This is a genomic window from Rhizorhabdus wittichii (assembly GCF_017607425.1).
In the GTDB taxonomy this organism is placed as follows: Bacteria; Pseudomonadota; Alphaproteobacteria; order Sphingomonadales; family Sphingomonadaceae; genus Rhizorhabdus; species Rhizorhabdus wittichii.
Map to the genome: position 1 here is coordinate 2,815,067 of NZ_CP059319.1, position 18,518 is coordinate 2,833,584.

The following is an 18,518-nucleotide window of genomic DNA, read 5'->3' on the forward strand; positions in this document are numbered from 1 at the left end:
TCACCCTCTGTTGTCGGACGTCCGAGGATCACGAACCGGGAGCAGCGAAAGCTGTATCGGCCAGGTTCCAACCCCCTCCGATCGCCTTGTATAATGCGACCATCTGCACAGCGGCTGTCGTCCGCGCGCGCAGATTTGCGGTTTCGGCCTCATGAAGGAGGCGCTGGGCCGCAAGCAGCTCAATTCGCGTGATATCGCCTGCGGCAAAGCGCGCTTCAGCATGATCAAAGCTGCGGCGCGAGGCATCCAGCGCCGCTTGATGACGTGTCAATGTATCCAAGCTTGCATTATAATCGCCCAAGGTGCGCTCGGCATCTCCCAGTGCCGCCAGCACGGCCTGCTCATAACCCAGCGCGGCCTGCCGCTGGGCAGCCTCCCGGACACGTATCTCCGCGCGCACACGGCCGCCGTCGAACAATCGCCAAGAGATGAGCGGCAGGATGGAGTAGCGGGTGCTGGACGAATCGAACCAGTCGCCCGGACTGAGCGCCTGGAAGCCGCCGCCGGCACCAATGGACAGCTTGGGGAAAAGCTCCGCGGTGGCGACGCCGATATCAGCGGTGCTGGCAGCAAGCCGCCGTTCAGCAGCCAGAACATCGGGGCGGCGACGCAATATGTCGGCGCGTTCCCCTACGGGCAGTGCCGGCAGGACGCGCGCCGGCGCGGCGGTATCGAGCAGCTTCAGTTCCCGTTCCGGGGGTGCGCCGAGCAGGACGCCAAGACCGAGCACGGCTCCGCGCTGACGCGCCGCAATGCCCGGTAGCATGGCATTGGCGGCAGCCCACCGCTCATAGGCTGCGTCCACATCGGCGCGGGAAACATCGCCGAGAGCGGCACGGCTGCGCATGAGGTCCAGCGTCTGTTGCAACGTTGCGACCGTCGCCTGCTGCGTAAGCAATTCTTCCCCGGCGCCAGTCGCCTCGAACCATGTGCGAGCGACCTCCGCCGCGATCCGCATACGTACACCCTGCGCTTCGGCTTGGGTCGCCTGCAACCGCGCGCTGGCGCCTTCCAGCGCCCGGCGATTGGCGCCAAACAGGTCGACTTCCCACGCAGCATCGAAGCCGGCATCATAGATTGTCTGCGACGCATCTAGTCCCGGAATGGAACCAACCGGCAGTGGGCCATTCTCGCTTTGTCGGCGGCGGTTCACGCTGGCGCCTGCGGAAACAGCGGGCAGTTGCTGACCAGCGGCCCGATCGCGCAGAGCGCGCGCTTCATCGATCCGCGCCGCTGCCTGACGGATATCGAGATTTTGCGCCAGTGCAGTGTCGACCAGTCTCTCCAGTTCAGGGTCGCCCAGCGTTGACCACCAGCGGACAAGGTCGGCAGGGGCGGACGCCCCCGCCGCTGCCTGGGTCCAGCCGCTGCCCGTGTCCACGGAAGGCGGCGCGTGATAGTCGGGGCCGACGACACAGGCGGTCAACGAAATGCAGCTGAATAGCACCACCGCAAGACGCAACTGTCGATGAGGGGGAAATATCATTGCAGACGTCCTCGAACGAAGATGGTGGCCGTGGTGAGCGACACCAGGGCGATCAGCGCCAATGGCCAAAGGCTCGCAAGAATATCGCCGGGCGACATTGCTTTCAGAAAGCTGCCTTCCACGATGATCAGAAAATGGGTGAGGGGGATCGCCTGAGCCAGCCATTGCAGCAGCGTGGGCATATTCTCGACCGGGGTAGCGAAGCCCGACATCAGAACGGATGGCACGCCGATGGCGAAGGCGCCAAGGATGGCCTGCTGCTGGGTCGCGCTGATCGCGGATATCATCAGGCCGATGCCCACCACCGACAGGATGAACAGAACCAGGCTGACGAACAGCAGCCCAAACGAGCCGTTGAACGGAATCTGGAACGGACCCGCAGCGGCCGCCATCATCAGAAGACCGAGCATGGTGCCGATGACCAGAGCGGGCAGGGATTTGGATATAATGATTTCCGGCGTGGAGGTTGGTGACACCAGCAACTGGTCGAATGTTCCCAGTTCGCGCTCCCGCGCGATCGACAGCGAGGTGATGAGCAGCGCGCTGAAGAACGCCAGGATACCGGAGAGGCCGGGCACGATGAACCAGCGGTAGGTCAGGTTGGGATTGAACCAGTTGCGCACCGCCACCGCCGATGCGGGCGCACTGCCGGCGTTTGCTTCCGCGCCAACCTCGGCAGCGATGGCGGAGAGATAAGAAGCGGTGATCTGCCCTGAATTGCTGCGCCGGCCATCGATCAGCATCTGAACGCGACCATTGTCGCCGGTGGCGATTGCGCGCGAAAAGTCCGGCTGGATATCGAGCGCCGCGATCACCTTGCCCTGGTCGATAAGATCGCGCAGCTCTTGGCTGTCGTTCACGCGATAGACCTGCGTAATGAAGTCGGCCCGGTCGAGCCGCGTGATCAGTTCATAGGACCAGCGCCCCGAATCCTGATTGTGAACGGCGATATCGACATTGCGCACTTCCAGCGTCGCGGCGAAGGCGAACACCAGCAGTTGCAACAGCGGCGGCACAAGCACCACCATGCGGCTGCGCGGGTCGCGCAGGATGCTCAGCACTTCCTTGATGAACTGCGCCCGCAGCCGGGTGAAAGCGAAATGGCTATTGTGTTGCGCCATGGCTCCTCACTCCAGATTCTTGCGCGTGGCGCGTTTTGCCAGGACGAAAAACAGAAAGCCGATGGCAGCCATCGCCAGCAGGTTCGGCACAAAGACCACCCAGATGTCCCCGGCCAGAAACACGGTCTTCAAGGAAGAAACGAAATAGCGCGCCGGGATAAACCAGGTGATAGCCCGGATCGGCGCCGGCATGGCGTCGATCTCATACAGAAAGCCCGACAGCATGAATGCGGGCAGAAAGCCCGAGAACAAGGCAATCTGCGCGGCCAGAAACTGATTGCGGGTGATGGAGGAGATCAGCAGTCCCTGGCCCAGCGCAGGCACCATGAATGTCGCCGAAAGCAAAAGGAGTGCGGCCAGTGACCCGCGCAGCGGCACGCCGAACGCAAAGACCGCCAGCGCCGTGGCCCCAAGCGTGGCGAGCATCCCGAGCGCGAAATAAGGCAGGAGCTTACCGATCAGGATTTCCGCGACCGATGCGGGCGTGGAGAGTACCGCCTCCATCGTGCCGCGCTCCCACTCGCGCGCTACCACCAGTGCGGTCAACATGGTGCCGATGATGGTCATGACGATGGCGATGGCGCCGGGCACGAGCGAACGGCGGCTCTCCAGTTCGGCGTTGAACCAGTATCGCGGCTCCAGTGTTACGCCCGCCTGAGATGCCTCGATACCGAGGCCGCCCCGCCAAGTCTGGACGACGCCCTGTGCGTAGTTGGTGACATAGTTGGCGGTATTGGGCTGCGAGCCATCGGCGATGATCTGTACGAGGGGCCGCGCGCCGCGATCGGCCAGGCGCTGCTCGAAATCCTGCGGAATGACTACAAATCCGCGCAATTCGCCCGAAACGACCCGGTCGGACACCTCGCGCCGATCATGGGCGAAAGTCACGTCCAGATAACGGGTTCCGGCGAATGCGGCGGCCAGTGACTGCGCCGAGGCAGATTCGGATTCCTGCACGACGCCGATACGCACTGCCCGCACGTCCAGTGACACCGCATAGGAAAACAGAAGCAGCAGGACCACCGGAAGGACAAAGGCGATCAGCAGCGTGGACGGATCGCGGACCGCCTGCAGGCTCTCCTTGACCACCAGCGCCCAAAGGCGTTTCGGGTCGAAGCGGCGCATGGCCTCCGGCGGCATTCGGCGATCCCGGCGCGATCCATCCGCGTCGTTCATGCGGCGACCTCGCTACGGGCGACATCGGCGAGATCTTCGGCTTCGACCAGATGAATGAACGCGTCTTCCATGGTCGGGTCCGGCCGGGCATCGCTGGCGGCACCGCGTTTGAGAGCGTCCGGCGTGTCCAGCGCGATCAGCCGGGCGCGATAGAGCATCGCTACCCGGTCGCAATATTCCGCCTCGTCCATGAAATGGGTGGTGACCATCACAGTCACGCCCTTGCGGGCAAGGCCGTTGATGTGGGTCCAGAACTCCCGCCGCGTAATCGGATCGACGCCCGAAGTCGGCTCATCCAGAAACAGCACCGGCGGGCGATGCATCACCGCGCAGGCCAGCGCCAGGCGCTGCTTGTATCCGAGCGGCAGAGAGTCCGGCGCTGACGACAGCCAGGGCTGCAAGCCGAAGATTTCGATCATTTCCTCGATCCGCGCCCGCTGCGTCGCGCCGTCCAGACCATAGACGCCAGCGGAGAACTCCAGATTCTGTCGCACGGACAGCAAGCCATAGAGCGAGAACTTCTGCGCCATATAGCCAAGCTGACCTTTGACCGCCCCGGTCGCGCGGCGCAGATCAAGCCCCGCCACATGCGCCTCACCGCTGGTGGGTTTGAGCAGGCCGCACAGCATCTTGAAGGTGGTCGATTTGCCAGCGCCATTCGGCCCGAGCAGGCCGAAGATTTCGCCCTTGCCCACCTCGAAGCTGATATTGTCGGTGGCCGTGAAATCGCCGAAGCGTTTGGTCAGGTTCCGGCAGGAAACGGCGATATCCGATTCAAGCCGGATAGGCGGCAGCCCCTCGGCAAGGGCCGATGTGCCGCCGGGGCCGCCGCCAAGCAGATCGATGAAGGAATCCTCGAAGCGGGCGGGCACGGGTTTGAGTTGCGCCGCGATCCGATCGGCAAGAGCACTTATCTGGCCGGTTCCCGCACCGGGGCGCAACACGATGCGAACACCGCTGCCCTGAATCACGCCATCGCCCACGCTGCTCAGGTCCAGCGCCTCGGCCAGCACGGCCCGGCGCTGATCGCCAACCTGTTCCAGACGGAAGCTGCGGCCGGCAAGGCGCCCGGTCAGTTCTCCCGGCGGTCCATCATAGGCAAGCCGCCCCTCGTTCAATAGCAGCACGCTGTCACAGCGTTCGGCCTCGTCGAGATAGGCGGTCGACCAGACCACAGCCATGCCCTCGTCGGTCAGCGCCTGCACCATGCGCCACAATTCCTGACGGCTGACGGGATCGACGCCGACGCTCGGTTCATCCAGAAGCAGAACGGCAGGCCGTGCCATCAGTGCGCAGGCCAGGCCGAGTTTCTGTTTCATGCCGCCGGACAGCTTGCCCGCCAGACGCCCGGTAAAGGGGGCAAGACGCGTGAAGTCGAGCAATTCGGAAAACAACTCGCCGTTTCGGTCGGCATCCATGCCGCGCAACTGCGCATAGAGCCGCATATTCTCCATGACCGACAAGTCTTCGTAGAGACCAAAGCGCTGCGGCATGTAACCGGTTGCGGCATGGATGGCGTCATTGTCGTCCACCACATCAAAGCCCGCCACCGTGGCGCGGCCGCTATTCGGCGCCAGCAGACCCGTCAGGATACGCATCAGGGTTGTCTTGCCCGCACCGTCCGGTCCAACCAGCCCGGTCAGGCGGCCAAACCGGATCTGTGCGTTCAGATCCTGCAATGCCTGCACGCCGCCGAAATGCTTGCTCACCCCATCGATGACGACCGCGACCTCATCCAGCGGGGCAGGTGGCGGGTCCGATGCTGCGCTACCGGACGCCATGTCAGCGGCCTTTGGCCTGCGCGCTGGATGCTGGCCCGGCATCGACGTCGATGGTCACCGGCATGCCCTGGCGCAGCGCGGCATCCGCATTGGTGACCACGATCCGCAGGCGATAGACCAAATCCGTGCGCAGATCCGTGGTCTCTACCGTTTTTGGCGTGAACTCGGCGCGCGGTGAAATAAACCCGATCTGGCCTTGATAAACCTTGTCGGACGAGTCGCTATGGACGCGAACCCGCATCCCGGGCGCGATGCGCCCCAGATCCGGTTCTCCGATATAGGCACGCACATAAACCGGCGCATCAAGGCTCACGCTGTAGATCGGGGTCTGGCTAACAACCATGCTGCCGGGTTCGCGCACGCGGGCAATCACGGTGCCGGTGCGCGGCGCAAGCAGCACTGTATCGGCAAGCGCAGTGGCGGCTTGCGCCCGTGCCGCTTGTGCGGCGGCGAGGCGGGCCTGCCCCGCTGCGACATCTTCCTTGCGGAAGCCTTCTGTGGCTTGTGAATAGGCGGCCCGGGCCGCATTGGCGCCGGCGACGGCTTGGTCGCGCGCGGTGCGGGCGGCATCGACCGTCTTTTGACTGGCGGCGCCTGAGGCGAGCAATTGGCTCTGACGATTGAAATTGCGCTCCGCATCTCTGGCGACAGCCGAAGCCTGATTGAGTGCCTCGCGCGCCTGGACGATCTCCTGAGGGCGCAGGCCGCGGAGCAATTTGTCGAGGTCCGCCTGAGCAACACCCACGGACGCATCGGCCGCAGCCACACCTTCCTCGAACGGCTGCGCGTCGAGGACAGCCATGCGCGCACCCGCTTCGACGTGATCTCCTTCATCGAAGTGCATCTGCGCAACACGACCGGGTTGCCGGAAGGCGAGTTGAACCTCGCGAATGTCGACATTGCCATAGAGGCGCAGAGCCTCGTCGTCATGGCTGCCACGCTGCATCCAGACCCATCCGATCCCGATTATTGCGACGACAGCGACAATAATAAAGACCCGCTTGGGAATGCCGGGCAGGCGGATGCGCTTCATTGCACTGCTCCGATTCCGCGCAGATATATAGCGAACACGCCGGGAGCATCGCGACGAATATGGGTTACATCGCCCGCCAGCATCGATTGCATGACGAGCCCCTGGATCGTGCCGATAAACAGGGTGGTGGCGGCATCCGGATCGAGGTCGGCACGCAACTCGCCTCGCACCTTTCCCGCCTCGAGCAAGCCACGAAGCCGCTCTCCATAGTGCCGGATCAGCGTCTGGGCCATGCGCTTGGGAAGAGTCTCACCCGGCCGCTGCAACTCCCCGAAAAGCATTCGTGGCACGCCCGGGTGGTCAGACACGAAATCGATATGTGTCATGAAGACCGCTTCAAGGGCGGCCTTCGGAGACGCGGCCCCTTCCGCGGCCTTGTCGACGCGGGCGAGTAAACGGTCGGTCACCCAGGACATCACCGCCTCCAGGATGGCGTCTTTGGTCGGGAAATGACGGAACAGCGCCCCCTGGGTCAGCCCCATTCGCTGCGCGATGGCCGTCGTTGTGATGTCACTTGGGTTTTGTTCTGCAGCCAGGTCGACCACCGCCTCCACGGTTGCCGCTCGACGTTCGTCCGCTGGAAGATACTTGGAGCGGTCACTCATTGCTTGCGCTTTCTAAAGAGAGTAATCTATTACTATCTATCTGCGATGTGTAGCGGTTGCAAGATGGGAAGTGCCGGAATGGAGACAGTCATTGTTCGCAATGTATGGAAGATGACCCGTGGTTGGTTGAGCTGCGTTGTTGGCCCGGCTCCTGATTCATATTGTGAGCGTGGCCGAGCCTGAATCACAGTAATGTTCCCACCTCGATCAACGCCTAGAATGCAATATGCACCAGCGGGCAGTGCGGCGGTGATTTGAGCTCTGCCATTGGCCTCGAATCGATCCATTGATCAGGAACCAGCGTAAACTGAAGCGAGAAGATGAGTGATCGAGCTACGGCAGCTTCGCTATCTAATAGCAGCCGCAGAAGCAGGGAGTTTCAGCCGCGCGGCGCGCAACCTCAACATCAAGCAGCCGACGCTGAGCCGCTACATCCTCGAAACCGAGAAGCGGCTGGGCATGGCGCTGTTCGACCGTAAGACGCGCGGCGCCACCCTGACGGCGGACGGGGCGACCTATCTGCGGGTCGCCAAGCGGATCATGAAGGAGTGGGACGAGCTGGACGCCTGGGTCAGCGCCACGACCAACGGCCATGCCGGCAAGCTGGCGGTAGGCTTCTACACGTCCTTCTCGGCGGGAAACCTGCGCGCGACCCTGAGCAAGTTCGGCGAGCGCCATTCCGAGGTGAAGCTGCGCGGGTTCGAGCGCGACCGCGAGATGCTGCTGGCCGGCATCGAGAACGGGCTGCTCGACATCGCCATCATGATCGGCGAGGCGCCGCATCCAGGGCTGATGAGCCGCTCGTTCTGGAGCGAGCGCATCCTGGTGGCGATGCCCGAAAGCCACGCGCTTGCGACCCGCGAACGCATCCACTGGACCGACCTGGCCGGCGAGCGGTTCTTGCTCACCGAGCAAGATCCCGGTCCCGAGACGCGCAACATGCTCCTCGGCAAGCTCGGGATGCCGGGCTACTCACCGGAGATCGACATGGACGACATCAGGCGGGACACTGTGCTGAGCGTCATTGCGCTCGGCGGGTATATCTCGATCGTCGCGGAATCGGCGCTCGGCATCCACGTCCCCGGCGTGGTCTTCCGCGAGGTCCACGAGGCCAACGGGCACACGCGGATCGGCTTCTCGGGCTATTGGCGCGAGGACAATGAAAATCCGGTGCTGCGCCGGTTTCTTGAGTTCGTCACCGCCCGCTATTCGATGCCGTCCATGCCTGGGCCGCAACCACTGTCTCAGCAACCGGGAAAGGAGCCGTCATGACGCAAGGAAAGACACTCATCATCGTGCTGGTCACGCTCATCATCGGGTTCGGGGCGGGTTTCGTCCTGCGCCCGGTGATCGTGCCCGTCGAACGGGCGGCGATCGTGGCCGCCCCGCCAGTCGCCGCGCCGACGCCGGCCGAGCCGCGCGGGATGCAGTATTTCGCGGCGCATCTCGATGAAGCCCGGCAGGTCGTGGCGCAATGCGCGGAAGGAACGGCGCGCGGCGACGAGTGCGCCAACGCCGAGCAAGCGGTGATCGAGGCGGAAGGCCGCGAGCGGTTCAAGAAGTTCATGGGCAACTGACGGCAGGCGGCGCGCTCTCACTTCCGCTGCGCGAGCCACCGGCGAAAGCCCCTGTCCGTCGCCATGAGCTGAATGGCCATCGGCACTAGCAGTTTCTCGGGCGGCACAGGCGAACTGCCCGTCTCGGCCGCGTGTGCCTCCGCATAGGCGGTCAGCTCGCGATATACCGCAGCGGGAATGTCCACCGTGGCCTTTATCGGCTTCTCGTCGGGAAGCGGCCCCAGCTTCAATTTGCTCATCGTGCGCCTCCAACCGGCTCCAATACGAGGTCGCGGGTCAGAACCACGCGCAACGGATGCCCGGGCCGGATGGTGAGTGTCGGCTGCACGTTGAGCTGCCGCCGCACGATCTGCTGGCCGGTCTGGTTGATGGTATCCTGCGACCCGCGGCGCAGGGCGCGAGTCAGGTCATCCTCGCTGTCCGCGCCCAGCTCGGCCCCCACGCCGAGCAGCGTCGAGACGGCAGCCGCCTTGAGCAGATTGCCCCAATGCTGGTTCACGCGATCCTGCAAGCCGGCATAGCCGGCCGCATCGGCGCCGGGCTGGCGCTCGAGAACGATCGAGCGGCCGTCCGGCATGATGAGCCGATCCCATGCCAGCAGCACGCGAGTCTGCCCGGCGGCGATCTCGCTGTCATATTCGCCGATCAGCCGCGCCCCTTGCGGGATGAGCAGGATGCGGCCGGTAGGGCTGTCATAGACGTTGGCCGTCACCTGGGCAGTGATCTGGCCGGGGAGATCGGAGCGGATGCCGGTGATGAGCGCCGCGGGCACGATGCTGCCCGCCTGCACGATGTTGGGCGAGGCCGGCGCGGTCAGGCGCTCGACGCTGACCGTCCGCTGGCTGGACGCCTGCGCCATGAAGGCGCGCTTGGCGGCCTGGTCGCCCTGCGCGGCCTCGGCCGGCTGCGGAGCGGTAGCGTCGGGCGTTGCGATTGCGAGGTTCGGCAACGAAGGCATCGCAGCGGCCCCGGTGCTGCTGCCGCCGAGGAACACGCCGCTCATGCGCGCCGCGTCGCGCTCTTGGCTGATGCGCTGGCGGGCGGCTTCCTCGGCCTGGGCGCGCGGATCGGGCTGGGCGCCAACGGGCGGGACCGGGACATTCTCCCCACGCTGCTGCGCCGAGACGATCGGGCCGCCGAGGTCGCCGGGAAGCGGCGGGCCGAGTTTCGGCGCCTGGCTGTAGTCGCGCGGTCCCGATGTGATGGTCTCGGAGGTAGCGCGGCTGTCGGTGCTGTAGAGTTCCTTCGCCTCCTTCTCGCCTGCCGGCTTGAGCGCATAGATCAGCGAGCCGCCGATCCCGAGGCCGGCGACGACGCCGATGGCGGCCAGCGCCTTGCGCGACAGGCGCATGACGCGCGGCGGGTCGCCGCGAAGCTGGAAGGCTTGCGGATCAGGGCGCGGCGCTTGCGGTGCGGCCGCCTCGGGCGGGGAGTTGTCGGCCGGATCGGTCACGGCCGCCCCCTGCGTCCGTCGTCGCGCACGATGCGGATGCGCTGCTCGCTGCGCCGGTCGCCCAGGCGCAGCTCGGCGGCGGCGAACAGCCGGTCCACCACCATGTAGCGGCCCTGCACGCGGTAATTGACCAGCTCGGCATCACCGGCCGCGCCGGTCACGAATAGCGGCGGCATCTCGCCCTGCGAGATCCCGGCCGGAAACTCGATGAACACCTGGGCGGCATCGTCGAAAGCGCGCACCGGCTTCCACGGCACGCGGTCGCCCTCGATCCGGTAGCGGAAATTGAGCGCCGCGAGGTCGAGGCCGGTCGCGACGGGGGCCGAGGCGGCGGCTGCGGTATTGGCGCTGCGCAGCGCGATGAGCTGGTCCTGCGGATAGGTCCACGAGACCGACGCCATGTAGGTCGAAGCCGTCGCGCGCAGCTCCAGATGATAGGTCCGCCTGTCGGTGTTGATGACGAGGTTCGTGGAAAGGTCGGGCCGCGTGGGCTTCACGAGGATATGCACGCGGGCCGTCGCGCCGCCGCCGCTCACCGTGTCGCCGATGATCCAGCGCACGGTGTCGCCGGCCGCGACCGGCCCCGGCCCCACGAGCTTCTCGCCTTCCTGCAATGCGATGTCCGTCACCTGGCCGGGCGCGGCATAGACCTGATAGAGCGCTCCGTCGGTCCAGGGATATTGCTGGATGGCGTTGAGGAAACCGTCACGCACCGGCTGCACGCGGGCGGCGGCGTTGGCGGCCCCGACGCGCCTGCGTGGATCGGCGTGCTCGGCAGTCGCCGCCCCGGCCGCGACCGGCTTCAATTGGCCGGGGAACGGCAGGGGTTCGGGGATCGTCACCACCTCGACGGCGCGGAGTGGTTCCGCGGCCGGCGTCGCCGCGATCTCGCGCGGCGGGTCGTCATAGCGAATCGCGGGCGGCTTCGCCGATGTGGTGGCGCAGCCGGCGAGCGCGGTGGCGGAGACAAGCAGGACCGCCGAGGCGGAACGGCGAAATGGCGTGTGCGTCATTGCGACAGCTCCCTTGACCAATTCAAAGCGTTGACGAAGACGCCGAGCGGGTTCTTGCGCAGGGCGTCGGGCGTGCGCGGCGGCTGCACGACGATGGTGAGGATGGCCGACCAGCGTTCGGTCGCGGCGAGGCTCCCGTCCTGATAGCGGCGCTCGGTCCAGGCGACGCGGAAGCTGTCGGGCGAGGCCCGGATCACGCTCGACACGTCCACCGCGACCTGCACCCGGCCGACATTGGCGAAGGGGTCGTTGGCGCGGGCGTAGTCGTTGAGCGCCACCGCGCCCCGATCGGTCGTGAAGTCGTAGGCGCGCAGCCAGTTCTGGCGGACGATCACCGGATCGGCCGGGATCGCCCTGACCTGCTCGATGAAGCGGGCGAGGTGGAACGCGATCTGCGGATCGGTGGGGCGATAGCCGGCCTCGGCGGGCGCGACCGCCTGCGCCTCGCCGAGCCGATCGACCTGCACCACCCAGGGCACGATATGCCCACGCGCCGATTGCCAGACGAGACCGGCGGAAAGGCCGCCCGAGAGCGCCAGTGCGCCGAAGAAGGCGAGGCGCCAGTTCTTCGCCTGCACGCGCGCGGAGCCGATGCGATCGTCCCATTGCTGGGCTGCGCGCTGATAGGGTGTCGTGGGTTCGGGGGTCTGGCCATAGCGGATGGTGGGGCGTCGGAACATGGGAGGTCAGTCCTTCTCTTTGATGTCGGGACCGGCGCCGCCGCCGTGGCTGTCGCCAGCCTTCATGGTGTGGGCGAGGACGGTCGCGCCGTGGCTGACGGCCTCGCGACGTTTCATCGCGGCGGCCCATTCAGGCTGGGCCGACGAGCCCGCCGATGCGGAACCGCCAGCGGGCGCGGCCGCCGGGGCGGCGGGCGCGGGTCCGCCGGTGATCGTGCCGCCGGTGGCGGTGAACCCGGCGCGGGCGCCGGAGCGGAAGTTGGACTTCATCGCCGCGCCGCCCTTGACGGCCGCCGCGCGCAGCGGCGAAAGGACGGCGCTCGCCGCGCTGCCCGCCGCCGCCTGGCCGACCGCGGCCATGCCGCCCGCGACAGCGCCCGCGCCGCTCTTGCCGAACGAGCCGAGGCTGTAGGCGCTGGTCGCGCCGCCAGCCATCTGAGCGCCGCCCCGCGCGGCGGCGCCGGTCATCCGGCCGGCCGCGCCGAGGGCGGAACCGGCGGTCCCGACGCCAAGCCGTGCGGCGGCCGCGCCACCGACCAGCGCGCCGCCTGCGGCCAGCGCGGTCCCGGCCGCCGCACCCGCGCCGAGCTGCGGCCCGCCCGAGACGATGCCGTTCGCAATGCCGGGTCCGAAGATCGACAGGCCCAGCAGCGACAGCGCGGCGAGCGCGATGGCCATGACCTGATTGATGTCGGGCGCGGGGCCGAGAGCCGCCCCGGTGAACTGGCTGAACAGCGTGGTGCCGATGCCGGTGATGACGGCGAGCACCAGCACCTTGATGCCGGTCGAGACGACATGGCCCAGCACCTTCTCGGCCATGAAGGCGGTCTTGTTGAAGAAGGCGAAGGGCAGCAGGACGAAGCCGGCGAGCGTCACCAGCTTGAACTCGATCAGCGTGATGAAGACCTGCACGGCGATGATGAAGAAGGCGAGCACCACGATCACCCAGGCGAGCAGCAGCACGAGGATCAGCGCGAGGTTCGAGAACACGGCCCAAAGGCTGGAGAACTGCCCCGCCGCATCGAGCAGCGGCTTGGCGGCTTCGAGCCCCTTCGCCGCGATCGTGCCGGGCTTCATGAACTCGTCGATCGTCATCGCCCCGCCGCTGGCCTGGAGGCCGAGCCCGGCGAAGCTCTCGAACACGATGGTCGCGAGCAGCGAGAAATTGCCGATGATGAAAGCGAAGGTGCCGATGTAGAGCGTTTTCTTGACGAGGCGCTGAAGCACGTCCTCGTCCGCGCCCCAGGCCCAGAACAGACCGGCGAGCGTCACGTCGATGGCGATCAGCGTTGTCGAGAGGAACGCGACCTCGCCGCCGAGCAGGCCGAAGCCTGAGTCGATGTAGCCGGTGAAGACGTTGAGGAAATTGTCGATAACGCCGGTGTCGTTCATGGCCGGGCGCCTTCATCCGGCGCCGTGTCGCTGCCGCGCTCGATCGCGGGCGGGGGCTCGTCCTGGCGGAAGAAGCGGCGGCGGTTGGCGGCCCAGGCCGCCTCGCAGCCGCTATCCGGCATGGTGAGCGAGGCGCAGCGATCCAGCTCGCGGGCGAGCCTGGCCTGGCCTTCGTCCGCCGGCAGGACGAGCGGGGGCGCGGGCGCAGGCTCATCGGGCTGGACGGCGGCGACGATCGCCACCGTCATCATCAGCCCGGCCAGCGCCGCCACCCCTGCGATCTTCGCCGTGCGCGACATGGCGCGTCTCAGTTGCCCATGAAGCGGCGGAACCGCTCGCGCCCTTCGGCCTCCTCGGCCGCCTGGCGGGCGGATTGCAGCGCCTGCGCCCGGCCTTGCGCCGCCACGGCGGCGGTCAGGTCCGAGAGCTGCTGCGATTGCAGCGCGAGGAGTTGGTTGCCGGCCTGCGTCGCCTGAAGCGCGCCGGTCGCGGACTGGCTGGCCGAGACCAGGCTGTCCATCGTCGTGCGGGCGCCTTCGATGTTGCCGACGACGCCGGCCTGCACCTGCAAGGCATCCTGAAAGGCGCCGACGCTATCCTCCCAGCGGGCATTGGCGTTGGCGACCATCTGCGCGTGATCGCCGGTCAGCGCCGCGCCCTTGTAGCGGCCGTTGAACGCCTGCTGGATGTCCTGCACGTCGAAGGCGATGCGCTGCGCCTGGCCGAGCAGTTGCTGCGTCTGCTGAATCTGCTGCTGGAGCGTGCTCACCGTCGAGAGCGGCAGGCTGGCGAGGTTGCGCGCCTCGTTGATGAGGCTGGTCGCCTGGTTCTGGATTTGCTGGATTTGATTGTTGATCTGCTGGAGCGACCGCGCGGCGGTCAGCACGTTCTGCGCATAGTTGGTCGGGTCATAGACGATGCCGCCGAATTGCGCGTAGGCCGGCATGGGCGCGATCATCGGCACGACGGCCGCGCTGGCGAGGACGCCGGCCAGGATGGCGCGGCGCAGGGGGAATCCGGTCATAGAGGTAGCTCCTGCTGGGGTTGGCGTTGCGGATCGGGGGGAAGAAGCTCGACAGCCCAGGCGCAGCCGCGATGGCGCAGCCATTCGGCCGCGAAGCCGGCCTGGCCGTGGGTCTCGATGATGTCGGCGATGGCGAGCTGGCCGGTCTTCGACGACGCGGCGGCGAAGGTCAGTGCGACCTCGCCCAGCCCCAGCTCGAACAGGCGGTTGCCGCGCCGCGACTGGCAGTAGTAGTCGCGCTTCGGCGTCGCCCGGCTGAGGATTTCGATCTGCCGGGCGTTGAGCCCGAAGCGTTCGTAGATGGCCGCGATCTGCGGCTCGGCCGCGCGCTCGTTCGGCAGGAAGATGCGTGTCGGGCAGGACTCGATGATGGCCGGCGCGATGCTCGACGTCTCGATGTCGGCGAGGCTCTGCGTCGCGAAGACGACGCTGGCATTGCGCTTGCGCAGCGTCTTCAGCCACTCGCGAAGCTGCGCGGCGAAGTCCGGGCTGTCGAGGACCAGCCAGCCCTCGTCGATGATGATGAGCGTCGGCGACCCGTCCAGCCGCCCTTCGATCCGATGGAACAGATAGGAGAGCACCGCGGCGGCCGAGCCGGCGCCGACCAGTCCTTCGGTCTCGAAGGCTTGCATGTCGGCTTCGCCCAGCCGCTCGGCCTCGGCGTCAAGCAGCCGGCCCCACGGCCCGCCGATGCAATAGGGCGCGAGCGCCTGCTTGAGCTGCTGGCTCTGCAAGAGGACCGCGAGCCCGGTCAGCGTGCGTTCGGCCTGCGGTGCGCTGGCGAGCGAGCCCAGCGCCGACCAGATATGCTCCTTGGCCTGGGGATCGACCGTAACGCCTTCGCTGGCGAGGATCGCCGCCAGCCATTCGGCCGCCCATGCGCGCTCGGCCGGATCGTCGATACGGGCGAGCGGCTGTAGCTGGACGCCGCCGTCGCCGTCGCCGTCGTCGGATAGCCCGCCGCCGAGATCCTGCCAGTCTCCGCCCGCCGCCAGCGTGGCGGCGCGGATCGAGCCACCGAAGTCGAACGCGAAGACCTGGGCGTTCTCGTAGCGGCGGAACTGCATCGCCATGAGCGCGAGCAGCACCGACTTGCCCGCGCCGGTCGGGCCGACGATCAGCGTGTGGCCGACATCGCTGCCATCGGGGTGAAGGGAAAACCGGAACGGGGTCGAGCCTTCGGTCCTGCCGTAGAGCAAGGGGGGTTGTCCGAAGTGCTCGTCCCGTTCCGGCCCCGCCCATACTGCTGACAGGGGGATCAGGTGGGCGAGATTGATGGTGGAGATCGGCGGTTGCCGGACGTTGGCGTAGGTGTGGCCGGGCAGACTCCCCAGCCATGCCTCGATCGCGTTCATCCCCTCGGGGATGACGGTGAAGTCGCGGCCCTGGATAACCTTCTCGACCAGCCGCAGCTTCTCGGCCGCAATGGCGGGATCGCGGTCCCACACCGTCACCGTCGCGGTGACGTAGGCCATGCCGGCATAGTCGGCGCCCAGCTCTTGCAGAGCCGTGTCGGCGTCGGCGGCCTTGTTCGAGGCGTCGCTGTCGAGCAGCGTGGACGCCTCGTTGGTCATGACTTCCTTGAGGATGGCCGCGACCGATTTGCGCTTGGCGAACCATTGCCGCCTGATCCTGGTCAGCAGCCTGGTCGCGTCGGTCTTGTCGAGCATCAGCGCGCGGGTGGACCAGCGATACTCGAAGGCGAGCCGGTTCAGCTCGTCGAGCAGGCCGGGGAAGGTGACGCTGGGGAATCCCGTGATCGTCAGCGTGCGGAGATGATGGTCGCCCAGGCGCGGTTCGAGCCCGCCGGTCAGCGGCTCGTCGGCGAGCAGCGCGTCCAGGTGCATCGGCGTCTCGGGGACGCGCACACGCTGGCGCCGGGTCGAGATCGTGCTGTGCAGATAGGTCAGCGTCTCGCCGTCATCGAGCCAGCGGACCTCGGGCACGAAGCCTTCGACCAGATTGAGAACGCGGTCGCTGCGGTCGGCGAAGCCCTTGAGCAGCTCCCACGGATCGACGCCGGAGGTGGATCGGCCCTCGTAGAGCCAACCTTCGGCGCGCGCGGCTTCTTCGGCCGGCGGCATCCACAGCAAGGTGAGATAATAGGCGCTCTCGAAATGCGCGCCTTCCTCGCGGAACTGTTCGCGCCGCTCCATGTCCACGAGCGCCGAGACCGGATCGGGGAACGTGGATTCCGGGTAGTCGAGCGCGGGCGTGCGCTGTGCCTCAACGAAGATCGCCCAGCCCGAACCGAGCCGCCGCAGCGCGTTGTTGAGCCGCGCCGTGGTGGCGACCAGCTCGGCAGGCGTGGCGCTGTCGAGATCGGGGCCGCGAAAACGCGCCGTGCGCTGAAAGCTGCCGTCCTTGTTGAGAACGACGCCCTCGCCGACCAGCGCGGCCCAGGGCAGGAAGTCGGCCAGGTGGGCGGCGCGATTCCTGTATTCGCGCAGGCTCATCATGGCCGCATCCACGCCGGATAGCGGAGGTGCCGGCGGGCCACGTCCACGAACTGCGGATCGCGCCGCGCGGCCCATACGGAGAGCGCATGGCCGATGGCCCAAATCGCCAGTCCGGCGATCCAGAGCCGCAGGCCGAGGCCGATCGCGCCCGCCAGCGTGCCGTTGACGATCGCCAGCGAGCGCGGGGCGCCGCCGAGCAGGATCGGCTCGGTCAGCGCCCGATGGACCGGCGCGAAATAGCCGGCGATCGGCTCGACGGGATCGGCCGCGCCCGTCATGCGACGACGAGCCCCCCGCCGAACGAGAAGAACGACAGGAAGAAGCTCGACGCGGCGAAGGCGATCGACAGGCCGAAGACGATCTGGATCAGCCGGCGAAAGCCGCCCGAGGTGTCGCCGAACGCCAGGGTCAGGCCGGTGACGATGATGATGATGACCGCGATGATTTTCGCGACCGGCCCCTCGATGCTTTCGAGGATGGATTGCAGCGGGGCTTCCCACGGCATCGACGATCCGCCCGCATGGGCGGGTGCCGAGATGGTCAGCGCGATGACGCTGGCGGTGGCGGCGAGCATGGCGCGGCGTGCGCCATGCCGAAGGGCATGGATCATGGTGCGTCTCCGAGGTTGGGGGGTGCGAGGGGGGTCAGGCGGTAATCGCCGGTCGCGGCGTCGATCCCCTCGACGCGGGCCAGCTCGGCGAGGCGGCGGCCGTGTCCGTCGCGGACCAGCACCGCGATCAGGTCGATGGTCTCGGCCAGCAGCGCGCGGGGGACCGTGACCACGGCCTCCTGGATGAGCTGCTCCATGCGGCGCAGCGCGCCGAGCGCGGTCCCGGCGTGGATGGTGCCGATGCCGCCGGGGTGGCCGGTGCCCCAGGCTTTGAGGAGATCGAGCGCCTCGGCGCCGCGCACCTCGCCGATGGGGATGCGGTCGGGGCGCAGCCGCAGGCTGGACCGCACGAGATCGGACAGCGTGACGACGCCATCCTTGGTCCGCATGGCGACGAGGTTCGGCGCGGCGCACTGAAGCTCGCGCGTGTCTTCGATCAGGACGATGCGGTCGGTGGTCTTGGCGACTTCGGCGAGGAGCGCGTTGACCAGCGTGGTCTTGCCGCTGCCGGTCCCGCCCGCGACAAGGATATTGGCGCGTGTCTGCACGCCATCGCGCAGCGCCGCGGCCTCGGCCGGCGACATGATCCCGGCCGCGGCGTAGTCGTCGAGCGTGAAGACGGCGACGGCCGGCTTGCGGATCGCGAAGGCGGGCGCGGCGACGACGGGGGGCAGCAACCCCTCGAACCGCTCCCCTCCTTCGGGCAGCTCGGCCGAGACACGCGGGGATCGGGCGTGAACCTCGACGCCTACATGGTGCGCGACCAGACGGATGATGCGCTCGCCGTCCGCGGCGGCCAGCGTCATGCCGGTGTCGTTGATGCCTTCGCCGAGCCGATCGACCCAGAGCCGTCCGTCCGGGTTCAGCATCACCTCGATCACGGCGGGATCGTCGAGCCAGGCCGCGATCGACGGCCCCAGCGCCGTGCGCAGCATCCGTGCGCCGCGTGTTTCCCCCAAGGAACGGATCGGTTGGATGGACAAGAAAAAGCCCCTGATGAGGGCCAGGCGAACCGCCGCCCGGCGTCAGGGGCACATCAAGAGAGACAGAAAAGACCGTCCTTCAACAAGTAAATGTGGCCGTCGTAGTCTGGCGTAGAAAGACAATA

At 67.0% G+C, this 18,518-nt stretch carries 19 protein-coding genes; 2 read left to right on the forward strand and 17 right to left on the reverse strand.

Annotated elements, in window-relative coordinates; all coding sequences use genetic code 11:
- Nucleotides 1-28: 28 nt before the first annotated feature.
- The 6 genes from HRJ34_RS13220 to HRJ34_RS13245 are packed head-to-tail and all read right to left on the reverse strand — an operon-like array spanning nucleotide 29 to nucleotide 7,202.
- Entirely contained in the window at nucleotides 29-1,450 is a 1,422-nt protein-coding gene (locus tag HRJ34_RS13220; protein WP_226948754.1) for an efflux transporter outer membrane subunit, read from the reverse strand.
- A gap of 32 nt (nucleotides 1,451-1,482) precedes the next feature.
- Nucleotides 1,483-2,607 (reverse strand): ABC transporter permease, encoded by a 1,125-nt coding sequence (locus HRJ34_RS13225; protein WP_012049893.1) that lies wholly within the window; start codon nucleotides 2,605-2,607, stop codon nucleotides 1,483-1,485.
- 6 nt (nucleotides 2,608-2,613) lie between these two features.
- Nucleotides 2,614-3,783, reverse strand: coding sequence for an ABC transporter permease (locus tag HRJ34_RS13230; protein ID WP_049771264.1), 1,170 nt, complete (start codon nucleotides 3,781-3,783; stop codon nucleotides 2,614-2,616).
- Nucleotides 3,780-5,564: an ATP-binding cassette domain-containing protein gene (locus HRJ34_RS13235; protein ID WP_037505522.1), complete on the reverse strand. Its 1,785-nt coding sequence runs from the start codon at nucleotides 5,562-5,564 to the stop codon at nucleotides 3,780-3,782. Before HRJ34_RS13235 ends, HRJ34_RS13230 begins: the two co-directional genes overlap by 4 nt.
- Nucleotide 5,565: 1 nt before the next feature.
- Entirely contained in the window at nucleotides 5,566-6,597 is a 1,032-nt protein-coding gene (hlyD, locus tag HRJ34_RS13240) for a secretion protein HlyD (RefSeq protein WP_012049890.1), read from the reverse strand.
- On the reverse strand, nucleotides 6,594-7,202 hold the full coding sequence (locus HRJ34_RS13245; RefSeq protein WP_012049889.1) for a TetR/AcrR family transcriptional regulator: 609 nt from the start codon (nucleotides 7,200-7,202) through the stop codon (nucleotides 6,594-6,596). Before HRJ34_RS13245 ends, hlyD begins: the two co-directional genes overlap by 4 nt.
- 324 nt (nucleotides 7,203-7,526) lie before the next feature.
- Between HRJ34_RS13245 and HRJ34_RS13250 the strand changes: the two genes are divergently transcribed.
- Together HRJ34_RS13250 and HRJ34_RS13255 are read left to right on the forward strand one after the other, a co-directional pair.
- On the forward strand, nucleotides 7,527-8,474 hold the full coding sequence (locus HRJ34_RS13250) for a LysR family transcriptional regulator (RefSeq protein ID WP_208634290.1): 948 nt from the start codon (nucleotides 7,527-7,529) through the stop codon (nucleotides 8,472-8,474).
- The gene (locus tag HRJ34_RS13255) at nucleotides 8,471-8,779 is read left to right on the forward strand and encodes a hypothetical protein (protein WP_012049887.1); all 309 of its coding nucleotides are present in this window, start codon (nucleotides 8,471-8,473) and stop codon (nucleotides 8,777-8,779) included. The genes HRJ34_RS13250 and HRJ34_RS13255 overlap by 4 nt, the downstream gene beginning before the upstream one ends.
- Before the next feature lie 17 nt (nucleotides 8,780-8,796).
- Here HRJ34_RS13255 and HRJ34_RS13260 read toward each other — a convergent pair whose 3' ends face one another.
- From HRJ34_RS13260 to trbB, 11 genes are read right to left on the reverse strand one after another with little or no spacing between them, the layout of a single operon-like run.
- On the reverse strand, nucleotides 8,797-9,018 hold the full coding sequence (locus HRJ34_RS13260; protein ID WP_012049886.1) for a DUF2274 domain-containing protein: 222 nt from the start codon (nucleotides 9,016-9,018) through the stop codon (nucleotides 8,797-8,799).
- Entirely contained in the window at nucleotides 9,015-10,232 is a 1,218-nt protein-coding gene (locus HRJ34_RS13265) for a TrbI/VirB10 family protein (RefSeq protein ID WP_012049885.1), read from the reverse strand. Before HRJ34_RS13265 ends, HRJ34_RS13260 begins: the two co-directional genes overlap by 4 nt.
- Nucleotides 10,229-11,245, reverse strand: a complete 1,017-nt coding sequence (gene trbG / locus HRJ34_RS13270; protein ID WP_012049884.1) for a P-type conjugative transfer protein TrbG — start codon at nucleotides 11,243-11,245, stop codon at nucleotides 10,229-10,231. Before trbG ends, HRJ34_RS13265 begins: the two co-directional genes overlap by 4 nt.
- Nucleotides 11,242-11,925 (reverse strand): conjugal transfer protein TrbF, encoded by a 684-nt coding sequence (trbF, locus tag HRJ34_RS13275; protein WP_012049883.1) that lies wholly within the window; start codon nucleotides 11,923-11,925, stop codon nucleotides 11,242-11,244. Before trbF ends, trbG begins: the two co-directional genes overlap by 4 nt.
- Before the next feature lie 6 nt (nucleotides 11,926-11,931).
- On the reverse strand, nucleotides 11,932-13,317 hold the full coding sequence (gene trbL / locus HRJ34_RS13280; protein WP_012049882.1) for a P-type conjugative transfer protein TrbL: 1,386 nt from the start codon (nucleotides 13,315-13,317) through the stop codon (nucleotides 11,932-11,934).
- Nucleotides 13,314-13,616, reverse strand: a complete 303-nt coding sequence (gene trbK-alt / locus HRJ34_RS13285; RefSeq protein ID WP_012049881.1) for a putative entry exclusion protein TrbK-alt — start codon at nucleotides 13,614-13,616, stop codon at nucleotides 13,314-13,316. The genes trbL and trbK-alt overlap by 4 nt, the downstream gene beginning before the upstream one ends.
- 8 nt (nucleotides 13,617-13,624) lie before the next feature.
- A complete protein-coding gene (gene trbJ / locus HRJ34_RS13290) occupies nucleotides 13,625-14,341 on the reverse strand; it encodes a P-type conjugative transfer protein TrbJ (RefSeq protein ID WP_012049880.1) in 717 nt (238 codons plus the stop codon).
- Nucleotides 14,338-16,800 carry a conjugal transfer protein TrbE gene (gene trbE / locus HRJ34_RS13295; RefSeq protein WP_012049879.1) on the reverse strand — a complete coding sequence of 821 codons (2,463 nt, stop codon included), beginning with the start codon at nucleotides 16,798-16,800 and terminating at the stop codon, nucleotides 14,338-14,340. Before trbE ends, trbJ begins: the two co-directional genes overlap by 4 nt.
- The gene (locus HRJ34_RS13300; protein WP_012049878.1) at nucleotides 16,797-17,078 is read right to left on the reverse strand and encodes a VirB3 family type IV secretion system protein; all 282 of its coding nucleotides are present in this window, start codon (nucleotides 17,076-17,078) and stop codon (nucleotides 16,797-16,799) included. Before HRJ34_RS13300 ends, trbE begins: the two co-directional genes overlap by 4 nt.
- Nucleotides 17,075-17,410 (reverse strand): TrbC/VirB2 family protein, encoded by a 336-nt coding sequence (locus tag HRJ34_RS13305; protein ID WP_012049877.1) that lies wholly within the window; start codon nucleotides 17,408-17,410, stop codon nucleotides 17,075-17,077. Before HRJ34_RS13305 ends, HRJ34_RS13300 begins: the two co-directional genes overlap by 4 nt.
- A complete protein-coding gene (trbB, locus tag HRJ34_RS13310) occupies nucleotides 17,407-18,393 on the reverse strand; it encodes a P-type conjugative transfer ATPase TrbB (protein ID WP_208634291.1) in 987 nt (328 codons plus the stop codon). The genes HRJ34_RS13305 and trbB overlap by 4 nt, the downstream gene beginning before the upstream one ends.
- Between the last annotated feature and the right edge of the window lie 125 nt (nucleotides 18,394-18,518).

Bases quoted from the DNA above. Each gene is read 5' to 3' on its own strand.
- HRJ34_RS13225 (WP_012049893.1), bottom strand. From the start codon at position 2,607: ATGGCGCAACACAATAGCCATTTCGCTTTCACCCGGCTGCGGGCGCAG.
- HRJ34_RS13230 (WP_049771264.1), bottom strand. From the start codon at position 3,783: ATGAACGACGCGGATGGATCGCGCCGGGATCGCCGAATGCCGCCGGAG.
- HRJ34_RS13235 (WP_037505522.1), bottom strand. From the start codon at position 5,564: ATGGCGTCCGGTAGCGCAGCATCGGACCCGCCACCTGCCCCGCTGGAT.
- hlyD (WP_012049890.1), bottom strand. From the start codon at position 6,597: ATGAAGCGCATCCGCCTGCCCGGCATTCCCAAGCGGGTCTTTATTATT.
- HRJ34_RS13245 (WP_012049889.1), bottom strand. From the start codon at position 7,202: ATGAGTGACCGCTCCAAGTATCTTCCAGCGGACGAACGTCGAGCGGCA.
- HRJ34_RS13255 (WP_012049887.1), top strand. From the start codon at position 8,471: ATGACGCAAGGAAAGACACTCATCATCGTGCTGGTCACGCTCATCATC.
- HRJ34_RS13260 (WP_012049886.1), bottom strand. From the start codon at position 9,018: ATGAGCAAATTGAAGCTGGGGCCGCTTCCCGACGAGAAGCCGATAAAG.
- trbG (WP_012049884.1), bottom strand. From the start codon at position 11,245: ATGACGCACACGCCATTTCGCCGTTCCGCCTCGGCGGTCCTGCTTGTC.
- trbF (WP_012049883.1), bottom strand. From the start codon at position 11,925: ATGTTCCGACGCCCCACCATCCGCTATGGCCAGACCCCCGAACCCACG.
- trbL (WP_012049882.1), bottom strand. From the start codon at position 13,317: ATGAACGACACCGGCGTTATCGACAATTTCCTCAACGTCTTCACCGGC.
- trbK-alt (WP_012049881.1), bottom strand. From the start codon at position 13,616: ATGTCGCGCACGGCGAAGATCGCAGGGGTGGCGGCGCTGGCCGGGCTG.
- trbJ (WP_012049880.1), bottom strand. From the start codon at position 14,341: ATGACCGGATTCCCCCTGCGCCGCGCCATCCTGGCCGGCGTCCTCGCC.
- trbE (WP_012049879.1), bottom strand. From the start codon at position 16,800: ATGATGAGCCTGCGCGAATACAGGAATCGCGCCGCCCACCTGGCCGAC.
- HRJ34_RS13300 (WP_012049878.1), bottom strand. From the start codon at position 17,078: ATGACGGGCGCGGCCGATCCCGTCGAGCCGATCGCCGGCTATTTCGCG.
- HRJ34_RS13305 (WP_012049877.1), bottom strand. From the start codon at position 17,410: ATGATCCATGCCCTTCGGCATGGCGCACGCCGCGCCATGCTCGCCGCC.